Genomic DNA, 10306 nt, shown 5'->3' on the forward strand with positions numbered 1-10306 from the left:
GGCATGCTCCAGAATGCCGGGCTCCTCGTCCTGCTGCTGCTGACCAACCTCGCCCGGTGGCCGCTCTTCGGCTTCGTCGTCGGCGTCGCCGAGCCAGAGGCGTTCGCGGCGGACCCGACGTGGTGGCGCCGGCACCCGGGCATCGTCACGGTGGCGGCCCGGCTGGCCTGGGTGCTCGTGGCGCTCAACGTGCTGCGTCTCGGCGTCATGGTGCCGCTCTACCTCGCCGGGCAGGTGGGCGGCCTCGGCGTCGCCAAGGTGGTGCTGGGCTGGCCGGCATACCTGCTGGCCGTGACGGTCATGGGCGCGATCCTCGTGCGCGGCCACACGCCCATCGACCCCGGCCGCGAAACCGCCTGACGTCAGATCGGCTCGTCGACACGCGGCCGGGACCCCGGTGCGACCAGCCGCTGCAGCTCCGACTCCCGCGCGGTCGTGGTGATGAAGAGCAGCTCGTCACCCGCCTCGATGGCGTCGTCGGGGGTCGGCGCGAGAGGCCGCTGCTCGCGGATGATGGCGGCGAGCACCGTGTCGACGGGCCAGTCGACGTCGCCCACCCGGCGCCCAGCGAAGGGGCTGCCCTCCGGGAGGGTCACCTCCACCATGGAGGCGCGTCCCTGCTGGAACTCGAAGATGCGGACGAGGTCGCCGATGCTCACGGCCTCCTCGATGAGCGCCGTCATCAGGCGTGGCGTCGACACGGCCACGTCGACTCCCCACGACTCGTCGAACATCCACTCGTTCTTGGGGTTGTTGACGCGGGCGACCGTGCGGGGCACCCCGAACTCCGTCTTGGCGAGCAGGGACAGGACCAGGTTGGCCTTGTCGTCGCCTGTGGCCGCCACGACGACGTCGCACTCCTCGAGGCGGGCCTCCTCGAGGGCCGCGATCTCACAGGCGTCCGCGAGCAGCCACGACGCCTCGGGGACGCGGGAGGCCTGGACGTCGTCGGCGTCCTTGTCGATGAGCAGCACCTGGTGACCGTTGGCGAGCAGCTCGCGGGCGATGGAACGGCCGACGCTGCCGGCTCCGGCGATGACGACGCGCATGGTTCTCTTCCTGCCACTCAGTGGGCGACCGGGGCCTGGTCGCAGAGGCGCTCGACGCGCGGGAGCTGGTCACGCAGCACCGTCAGGTGCATGAGGTCGCCCTGCTGGACGACCATGTCGGGCCGGGGGATGACGCCCTCACCGAGTCGGGTGACGTAGGCGACCCGCGCCCCGGTCCGCTCCTCGACCTCGGTGAACGGCCGCCCGACCCAGGCGGGGTCGAGGGGCACCTCGGCGATGACGATCCGGCCGCTCGGGTCCGTCAGCTCGGGCATCGCCCCCTGGGGCAGGAGCCGCTGGATCATCTGGTCGGCGGTCCACCGGACCGTGGCGACCGTGGGGATCCCGAGCCGCTGGTACACCATGGCGCGCTGGGGGTCGTAGATGCGAGCAGCGACGTGCTCGACGCCGAAGGTCTCGCGGGCCACCCGAGCGGCGAGGATGTTGGAGTTGTCGCCGCTGCTCACGGCGGCGAACGCGTAGGCATCCTTGATGCCGGCCGCGAGCAGGGTGTCGCGGTCGAAACCGATCCCGGTGACCGTCTGCCCCTCGAAGGACGTGCCGAGCCGGCGGAACGCGGAGGCGTCGGCGTCGATGACCGCGACGTCGTGGCCGCTGCGTCCGAGCGAGCGCGCCAGCGTCGAGCCGACGCGACCGCATCCCATGATCACGAAATGCACGTTGGCGACGCTACACCAGCGTCCTCACGCTTCCGGCTGCACGGCATACAGTGTGCTTCGTGCCCGGATCTGGACCCACGCTCAAGCGCGTCGTCGTCGGTCGCGCCATGCGCAGCGACAAGCTCGGGGAGACCCTCCTGCCGAAGCGCCTGGCGCTGCCGATCTTCGCCAGCGACGCGCTCTCGTCGGTGGCCTACGCGCCCGACGAGATCCTGCTCATGCTCGGCCTCGCCGGTGGCGCCTTCGTCGCGACCCACAGCTGGCAGGTGACGATCGCGGTCGTCTTCGTCATGGTGATCGTCGTCGCGTCCTACCGGCAGAACGTGCACGCCTACCCGTCCGGTGGCGGCGACTACGAGGTGGCGACGGTCAACCTCGGCCCGCGGGCAGGCCTCACGGTGGCGAGTGCGCTGCTCGTCGACTACGTGCTCACCGTCGCCGTCTCGATCTCCTCGGGCGTGCAGAACGCCGCGACCGTGCTCGGGTTCGTGCGCGGCCACGAGGTGATCGTGGCGGTGGGCCTCATCCTCTTCCTCACCGCGATGAACCTGCGCGGGGTCAGGGAGTCGGGCAAGGCCTTCGCCGTCCCGGTCTACGCCTTCATGGCGGCCATTCTCGGGATGGGCGTCTACGGCTTCATCCAGCACTTCGCCGGCACCCTCACGCCGGCCGAGAGCGCGGACCTGACGCTGCTGCCCGAGGGTGGGGAGCAGTTCACCGGGATCGCGGCGGCCTTCCTGCTGCTGCGGGCGTTCTCGTCCGGCTGTGCCGCGCTCACCGGTGTGGAGGCGATCTCCAACGGCGTGCCCGCCTTCAAGAAGCCGAAGAGCGACAACGCCGCGACGACGCTGCTGCTCATGGGCGTGCTGTCGGTCACGATGCTCGGCTCGATCATCGCGCTCGGCCAGTGGTCGGGGATCAAGATCGCCGAGGATCCCGCCGCCCAGCTGCTGCGGGACGGGCGGCCGGTGGGCGACGACTACGTCCAGCACACCGCGATCGGCCAGCTCGCCCAGGCGGTGTTCGCGCACTTCCCGATCGGGGTGGTGTTCGTCTCGATCGTCACCGGCCTCATCCTCGTGCTCGCGGCGAACACTGCCTTCAACGGCTTCCCGGTCCTCGGCTCCATCCTGGCCCGCGACGGCTACCTGCCCCGGCAGATGCACACCCGCGGAGACCGGCTCGCCTTCTCCAACGGCATCCTCATCCTGGCGGGCGCGGCCGTCGTCCTCGTCATCGTCTTCGACGCCGAGGTCACCGCGCTGATCCAGCTCTACATCGTCGGCGTCTTCGTCTCCTTCACCACGAGCCAGGTCGGCATGGTGCGGCACTGGACGCGGCACCTGCGGCTGGAGCGGGACGCCAGGGAGCGCGGGCGGATGCAGCGGTCGCGCGTCATCAACGGCGTCGGGGCCGTGATGTCCGCGGTCGTGCTGCTCGTCGTGCTGGTCACGAAGTTCCAGGCCGGCGCGAAGTACGCGATCCTCGCCATGGTCGTGCTCTTCGTGCTCATGCTCGGCATCCGGAAGCACTACAACCGCGTCCGGGACGAGCTCGCCATCGACTGGGACAAGGACCGGCCGATGCTGCCCTCGCACGTGCACGCCATCGTGTGCGTCTCCAAGATCCACAAGCCGACGATGAGGGCGCTGGCCTACGCCCGCGCGAGCCGCCCGTCCTACCTCGAGGCGGTGACCGTCGACGTCGACCACCTGGAGACCCGCGCCCTGCTCGAGGAGTGGGACCGCCACCAGATCCCCGTGCCGCTCAAGGTGCTGGCCTCGCCCTACCGGCAGATCACCCGGCCCATCCTCGACTACGTGCGCTCCATCCGCAGCGGCAACCCGCGGGACGTCGTGACCGTCTACCTGCCTGAGTACGTCCTCGGCAAGTGGTGGGAGCAGGTGCTGCACAACCAGAGCGCGCTGCGGCTCAAGGCGCGGCTGCTCTTCACCCCGGGGGTCATGGTCGTGAGCGTCCCGTGGCAGCTCGCCTCGTCGCAGGGGGCGGAACGCGAGTGGATCGACGAGCCGCCGCTCGCCGGCGGGGTGCGCGGCGGAGGGTTGTGACCGGCACCCGGCGGCCGAGGGAGCGACCCCCGGGCGCGGAGCCGCTCGTCGGCTCGACGTGGACCCTCGACGTCGGGCCCGTGGCCCACGGCGGTCACTGCGTGGCCCGGCACGAGGGCCAGGTGGTCTTCGTCCGGCACGCGCTGCCGGGGGAGCGCGTCGTCGCGCGGGTCACCGAGGGGCGGGTCGGAGACCGCTTCCTGCGCGCCGACGCGGTCGAGGTGCTGGCCGCCTCGCCGCACCGGGTCCCGCGCCCGTGCCCGTATGCCGTGCCCGGCCAGTGCGGAGGCTGCGACTGGCAGCACGTCGAGCTCGCGCACCAGCGCACGCTCAAGACGGCGGTCGTGCGAGAGCAGTTCCGGCGCCTGGCGGGCCTCGACGTCGACGTGACCGTGGCTCCCGTGCCGGGCGACGAGGACGGCCTGCGCTGGCGCACGCGCGTGGAGTTCGCGGTGGGGCCGGACGGGCGCGCCGGGCTGCACGAGCACCGGTCGACGCGCATCGTGCCCATCGACGACTGCCTCATCGCCACGCGGGAGGTCATCTCGTCCGGCGTCCTCGAGACCCAGTGGCAGGACTGCAGCGCGGTGGACGTCATCGCGGCGACGCGTCCCGACGAGCCCGTGCTCGTGCCGCTGCCCCGGCAGGGCGGCGGGCGTGGTGCCGGCGGAGGGCTCGTGGGCGAGCGCGTCGAGGTCGGGGACTGGGCGGGGGAGTACGTCCTCGCCGCGCGCGGCTTCTGGCAGGTGCACCCCGGGGCGGCCGCGACGTTTCTCTCCCGGGTGCTCGCCCTGCTGGCTGCCGGCCCGGGCGACCGGGTGCTCGACCTGTATGCCGGTTCCGGGCTCTTCGCGCTGCCGCTCGGCGAGCGGGTGCAACCGGGCGGTTCCGTCCTCGCGGTGGAGGGCGACCGGACCGCGGTCGACAACGGCATACGCAACACCGAGGGCCTCGAGACCGTCGAGTGGCGTGCCAACCGGGTCGACCGCGAGCTCCGGTCGCTCACCGGTCAGGGGATCTCGGCCGACCTCGCCGTGCTCGACCCGCCTCGCACCGGCGCGGGCAGAGACGTGATGTCCGCGCTGGCGGGAATGCGACCACGCCGGATCGTCTACGTGGCCTGCGACCCGGCCGCGCTCGCGCGGGACGTCAAGACGGCGGACGGCCTCGGCTACCGCCTCACCGCGCTCGAGGCCTACGACGCCTTCCCCATGACGCACCACGTCGAGTGCATCGCGCTCCTCGAGCCCCAGCGGCGCTGACGGGCGCCGAGATGCCGTTCCACTACCCCGTCGCGGTGAAGTTCTCCGAGATCGATCATGCGGGCATCGTCTTCAACGCCCACTACCTCACGTGGTGCGAGGACGCGAAGTTCGCCTACCTCGACAGCGTGGGCTTCGGCCCCTACTGGTTCGCCGCCCGCGGGCTCGTGGCCCTCGTGCGCCATGCCGAGATCGACTGGGTCGCCAGCCTCAGGCCGCTCGAGCACGCCGACATCCGGGTGTCGGTCGACCGCCTCGGCACGTCGTCGTTCACGCTCCGCCACGAGATCTGGCGCGCCGGCCCCCAGCCCATCCGGACCGCGACGTGCGTGATCACGTACGTGTGGTTCGACGCCGCGGCCGGGCAGAAGCGGCCGCTCGACGAGGGCTTCCGCGCGGCCCTCGCCGACGCCTCCGGGCCGGGCTGACCCGACAGCTCGGGCATCACGCGGCGTCGGTGCGGACGTCGGTGGGGGTGGTGGTGTGGGCGCGGCCGGTGGGGGCGGCCCAGACGCACGTGCCGTCGGGCAGGAGCTGGAGGCGCCAGCGGGCGTGGTGCTTGAAGCCATGGTGGGCTCGGCAGAGGCAGACCAGGTTGTCCTCGGTGGTCGGGCCGTGCGGGAAGGGGGTGACGTGGTCGAGGTCGCAGCGGCGGGCCGGCACGCCGCAGCCCGGGAAGCGGCAGGTGCGGTCTCGGTCGCGGACCCGGGCGGCGAGCGCGGCGCCGGGCCGGTAGGCGTGTGGGTCACGGGCCACGGTGGCGCCGGTCAGGGCGTCGGCGCGGGTGACCCGCAGCACGATGTCGGGATCGGTGAGGAACTGCACGACCGTGGCCGACAGGATCCAGCCGACGCGCGGGTCGCGCACCCCGACGGTGGGGGGCCGCCAGTCCGGCAGGCTGATCCCATGCCCGTCGAGGAGCCGGGCAGCGCACGCCTGCCACTGCGCGGCCGCGGCCTCGGCCTCCCACGCTGCGGCGGCTTTCGCCGCGGCGTAGGGCGGCAGGCCCGCCTGTGGCCGACGCCCCTGTGGCCTCGACGGCCGCGGCGCCCGGCACCGGCTGCGCGGGGATGGCTGCTGCTGGCGCGGCGACGGGGCAGTCGTGCCGACGGGTGGCGATGGGCACGACCAGCTCCACGGTGGTGCGCACCGACGCCTGGGCCAGCACGAGGTCGAGGAAGGTGTCGGCCCGCGCCTGCTCGATCAGGCGGCCCGGGTCGGCGCGCACGTACTCCCCGGCGAGATGGTCCACCGCCGCCCACGCCCGGGCGGAGTCCGCTGCCGGAAGGGACGCGGACCACCACGCCATCCCCGGCTCCGTGCCCGGCTGCACCCGCAGGAACCGGTCCTCTCGCGCGGCCTGGGCCCGCCGCTCGACCGCCCCCGCGTCCACGAGCGCCGCGACCCGCTCACGCACTCGCCGCAACCTCGCCGGCACGAGCTCGGGCAGCCCCGGGTCCTCGTGCAGCACCCGGTCGAACACCGGCGCGGCGCCCGGCTCCAGCAGCCCGGCCTGATCCACGATCACCGACACCCGCGCCGGCTCCAGCACCCCGGCCAGTCCTGCCGCCAGCGTGCCCGGCATCTCCTCGACCAGCCGCACCGCCCGCGCCACCCGAGCACCCAGGGCCCGCGGGGAGACCCGCAGCAGCGGTGCGAGGCTCGAGGCCACCACCTGCTCCGCCGACGGCCGATGCCCCACGACGCCACGGCCCGGCGCCGCGCCCTCCTCCTCATCGGCGAGCGCCTGCTCCTCGGCGCGCACGCACGCCGCGACGGCCACCTCCTACATCGCCGCCAAGACGTTGACCGCCCGCTGTGTCACCGCCAGCACCGCCTCCGCTGCCTCAGCGTCCATTCTTCGGACCCGCTCCGGTGCGATCCGGCTGACCACGGCCGCCTGCGCCACCACCGGCAACGCGTCGAAGACCCCGGCAGACACTCCGGTGACCAGCTCGAGCACCGCACCCGGCGACTGCGGCCTCGCGACTGCGTGGAAGATCGCACCCCCGCGGCGGGGTGCGATCTTCCACGGAGCGGCGGCAGACTGAGCGGCGCGCCCGTGGGTAGGAGACACTCGGGACACCGCCCTGCCGGCCCGCGCCATGCCGGCCGCTGACAAGCCGCAGGGGGTGTGGTTAGATATCTTGACGTCAAGATAAATCGTTCCGCCGCTGGAAGGAGCCCGTCGTGGGCAGTGTTGACAGCTTCAAGGCCAAGGGAACCCTCGAGGTCGGTGACCGGTCCTACGAGATCTTCCGGCTCGCCGGCATCGAGGGTCAGGAGACGCTGCCGTACAGCCTCAAGGTGCTCCTCGAGAACCTCCTGCGCACCGAGGACGGCGCCAACATCACGGCCGAGCACATCCGGGCGCTCGGGTCGTGGGACGAGAACGCGCAGCCCGACACCGAGATCCAGTTCACGCCGGCCCGCGTCATCATGCAGGACTTCACCGGCGTCCCGTGCGTCGTCGACCTCGCCACCATGCGGGAGGCCGTCGCGGAGCTCGGTGGTGACGCCGCGAGGATCAACCCGCTGGCGCCGGCCGAGCTCGTCATCGACCACTCCGTCATCATCGACGTCTTCGGCCGGGCCGACGCCTTCGAGCGCAACGTCGAGATCGAGTACCAGCGCAACCGCGAGCGCTACCAGTTCCTGCGGTGGGGCCAGACGGCATTCGACGACTTCAAGGTCGTCCCCCCGGGCACCGGCATCGTGCACCAGGTCAACATCGAGCACCTGGCCCGCACGGTCATGGTCCGCGACGGCGTGGCCTACCCCGACACCTGCGTGGGCACCGACTCGCACACGACGATGGTCAACGGGCTCGGCGTCCTCGGCTGGGGCGTCGGCGGCATCGAGGCGGAGGCGGCCATGCTCGGCCAGCCGGTCTCGATGCTGATCCCGCGCGTCGTCGGCTTCAAGCTCTCCGGTGCCATCCCCTCGGGCGCCACGGCGACGGACGTCGTGCTGACGATCACCGAGATGCTGCGAAAGCACGGGGTGGTCGGCAAGTTCGTCGAGTTCTACGGCGAGGGCGTCAGCCAGGTGCCGCTCGCCAACCGCGCCACGATCGGCAACATGAGCCCCGAGTTCGGCTCCACCTGTGCCATCTTCCCCATCGACGAGGTCACCCTCGACTACCTGCGCCTCACCGGGCGCTCGGACGACTCGGTCGCGCTCGTCGAGGCCTACGCCAAGGAGCAGGGCCTCTGGCTCAACGCCGGCCCCGACCAGCCCGAGGCCCGCTACTCCGAGTACCTCGAGCTCGACCTGTCCACCGTGGTCCCCTCGATCGCCGGGCCGAAGCGTCCCCAGGACCGGATCTCCCTCTCCGACGCCAAGGACGCCTTCCGCAAGGTGCTGCCGACGTACGTGGCGCACGACGAGGGCGACCCGGGCGAAGCCCGCTCGTTCCCGGCGAGCGACCCCGGTGAGGACGACGGCGGCGAGCGCCCGCATGACGGCACGGCCAACGGCCGCCCGTCGAGGAAGGTCGCGGTCAAGGCTGCCGACGGGCGCGAGTTCGAGATCGACCACGGCATCGTCTCGATCGCCTCGATCACGAGCTGCACCAACACCTCCAACCCGTCGGTCATGATGGCCGCGGCCATGCTGGCCAAGAACGCCGTCGACAAGGGGCTCACCGTCCCGCCGTGGGTGAAGACGTCGATGGCGCCCGGCTCCAAGGTCGTGTCCGACTACTACGAGAAGGCCGGCATGTGGCCCTACCTCGAGAAGCTCGGCTTCCACCTCGTCGGCTACGGCTGCACGACGTGCATCGGCAACTCGGGCCCCCTCAACGAGGAGATCAGCGCCGCCATCAACGACAACGACCTCGCGGTCGTCTCGGTGCTGTCGGGCAACCGCAACTTCGAGGGCCGGATCAACCCGGACGTGAAGATGAACTACCTCGCGTCCCCGCCGCTCGTCATCGCCTACGCGCTCGCCGGCACGATGGACTTCGACTTCGACACCGAGCCGCTCGGCCAGGACACCGACGGCAAGGACGTCTTCCTGCGCGAGATCTGGCCGGCGCCGGACGACGTGGAGCGCACCATCACGGCGAGCATCACCAAGGACATGTTCACCGATGACTACGCCGACGTCTTCGCCGGCGACGAGCGCTGGCGGTCCCTGCCCACGCCCGAGGGCGACACCTTCGCGTGGGACCCCCAGTCGACCTACGTGCGCAAACCCCCGTACTTCGACGGCATGACGATGGAGACGACCCCCGTGGCCGACATCCAGGGGGCCCGGGTCCTCGCCCGGCTCGGCGACTCCGTGACGACCGACCACATCAGCCCCGCCGGGTCGATCAAGGCGGACAGCCCGGCGGGGAAGTACCTCGCCGAGCACGGCGTCGAGCGCAAGGACTTCAACTCCTACGGCTCGCGGCGCGGCAACCACGAGGTGATGATCCGCGGCACGTTCGCCAACATCCGCCTGAAGAACCTGCTCCTCGACGGCGTCGAGGGCGGCTTCACCCGCAACTTCTTGGCCGGCGGCGAGCAGACCACGATCTTCGAGGCGTCGACGGCATACCAGGAGGCCGGGGTCCCGCTCGTCATCCTCGCCGGCAAGGAGTACGGCTCCGGCTCCTCGCGCGACTGGGCCGCCAAGGGGACGAGCCTGCTCGGGGTGAGGGCGGTCATCGCCGAGTCCTACGAGCGGATCCACCGCTCCAACCTCATCGGCATGGGCGTCGTCCCCCTCCAGTTCCCGCAAGGCCAGAATGCCGACTCGCTCGGCCTTGACGGCACGGAGACCTTCTCGATCACCGGCCTCACCGCCTTGAACGAGGGCACGACACCGCAGACGGTCGCGGTCACGGCCACGAAGGAGGGCGGCGAGCCGGTCAGCTTCGACGCGGTCGTGCGCATCGACACTCCCGGCGAGGCGGACTACTACCGCAACGGCGGCATCCTGCAGTACGTCCTGCGCTCGCTCGTGAGCGGCTGAGGGCGGCAACCGTCGGTCTGCCCCCGCGTGCCACCGGCGCGCCGGGGCAGAATGGGCGCATGCCTGCCACGACGCCTGCCGGGTGGCCTCCCGGCGTGCCACCCGCGCACACCCCGGGCTGGGAGGACCGGGCCGTCCTCTGGCTGCTCGACCAGTGTCCGCCCGACTACCGGTCGTATGCCGGGTGGCGGCGCCACCCGATCGCCCTCGCGTGGCTCACGGTGCGGCACGTCGACGGCCAGGCGGCGGCCCTGCGGGAGGCGTGGCGCGAGGCCCGCGTCGCG

Annotated in this window: 10 protein-coding genes and 1 pseudogene; 6 read left to right on the plus strand and 5 right to left on the minus strand. The window is 72.0% G+C overall.

Annotated features, from left to right (window positions below):
• On the plus strand, nt 1-360 hold a 360-nt coding region (locus VFJ94_RS05470), incomplete at its 5' end, for a DUF3159 domain-containing protein (RefSeq protein ID WP_325003187.1).
• 2 nt (nt 361-362) lie between these two features.
• On the opposite strand, the gene VFJ94_RS05475 is transcribed toward VFJ94_RS05470, so the two are convergent.
• Together VFJ94_RS05475 and VFJ94_RS05480 are read right to left on the minus strand one after the other, a co-directional pair.
• Nucleotides 363-1049, minus strand: a complete 687-nt coding sequence (locus VFJ94_RS05475) for a TrkA family potassium uptake protein (protein ID WP_325003188.1) — start codon at nt 1047-1049, stop codon at nt 363-365.
• Nucleotides 1050-1066: 17 nt separating this feature from the next.
• A complete protein-coding gene (locus VFJ94_RS05480; protein WP_325003189.1) occupies nt 1067-1729 on the minus strand; it encodes a TrkA family potassium uptake protein in 663 nt (220 codons plus the stop codon).
• A 107-nt stretch (nt 1730-1836) separates the two neighbouring features.
• Between VFJ94_RS05480 and VFJ94_RS05485 the strand changes: the two genes are divergently transcribed.
• From VFJ94_RS05485 to VFJ94_RS05495, 3 genes are read left to right on the plus strand one after another with little or no spacing between them, the layout of a single operon-like run.
• Nucleotides 1837-3798, plus strand: a complete 1962-nt coding sequence (locus VFJ94_RS05485; RefSeq protein ID WP_325003196.1) for an APC family permease — start codon at nt 1837-1839, stop codon at nt 3796-3798.
• Entirely contained in the window at nt 3795-5060 is a 1266-nt protein-coding gene (locus tag VFJ94_RS05490) for a class I SAM-dependent RNA methyltransferase (RefSeq protein WP_325003190.1), read from the plus strand. Before VFJ94_RS05485 ends, VFJ94_RS05490 begins: the two co-directional genes overlap by 4 nt.
• Before the next feature lie 11 nt (nt 5061-5071).
• Nucleotides 5072-5488: a thioesterase family protein gene (locus tag VFJ94_RS05495; RefSeq protein WP_325003191.1), complete on the plus strand. Its 417-nt coding sequence runs from the start codon at nt 5072-5074 to the stop codon at nt 5486-5488.
• Nucleotides 5489-5504: 16 nt separating this feature from the next.
• Here VFJ94_RS05495 and VFJ94_RS05500 read toward each other — a convergent pair whose 3' ends face one another.
• From VFJ94_RS05500 to VFJ94_RS05510, 3 genes are read right to left on the minus strand one after another with little or no spacing between them, the layout of a single operon-like run.
• Complete coding sequence (locus VFJ94_RS05500) at nt 5505-5885, minus strand: HNH endonuclease signature motif containing protein (RefSeq protein ID WP_325003192.1); 381 nt, start codon at nt 5883-5885, stop codon at nt 5505-5507.
• Nucleotides 5806-6843 carry a DUF222 domain-containing protein gene (locus tag VFJ94_RS05505; RefSeq protein WP_325003193.1) on the minus strand — a complete coding sequence of 346 codons (1038 nt, stop codon included), beginning with the start codon at nt 6841-6843 and terminating at the stop codon, nt 5806-5808. Before VFJ94_RS05505 ends, VFJ94_RS05500 begins: the two co-directional genes overlap by 80 nt.
• A gap of 3 nt (nt 6844-6846) precedes the next feature.
• Nucleotides 6847-7002 carry a hypothetical protein gene (locus VFJ94_RS05510; RefSeq protein ID WP_325003194.1) on the minus strand — a complete coding sequence of 52 codons (156 nt, stop codon included), beginning with the start codon at nt 7000-7002 and terminating at the stop codon, nt 6847-6849.
• Between the two features lie 248 nt (nt 7003-7250).
• Between VFJ94_RS05510 and acnA the strand changes: the two genes are divergently transcribed.
• Nucleotides 7251-10022 carry an aconitate hydratase AcnA gene (gene acnA / locus VFJ94_RS05515; RefSeq protein WP_325003195.1) on the plus strand — a complete coding sequence of 924 codons (2772 nt, stop codon included), beginning with the start codon at nt 7251-7253 and terminating at the stop codon, nt 10020-10022.
• A 59-nt stretch (nt 10023-10081) separates the two neighbouring features.
• Nucleotides 10082-10306: pseudogene (locus VFJ94_RS05520) on the plus strand (hypothetical protein); the annotation flags it as partial.

The sequence above is a fragment of the Intrasporangium sp. genome (genome assembly GCF_035688975.1).
In the GTDB taxonomy this organism is placed as follows: Bacteria; Actinomycetota; Actinomycetes; order Actinomycetales; family Dermatophilaceae; genus CALMNV01.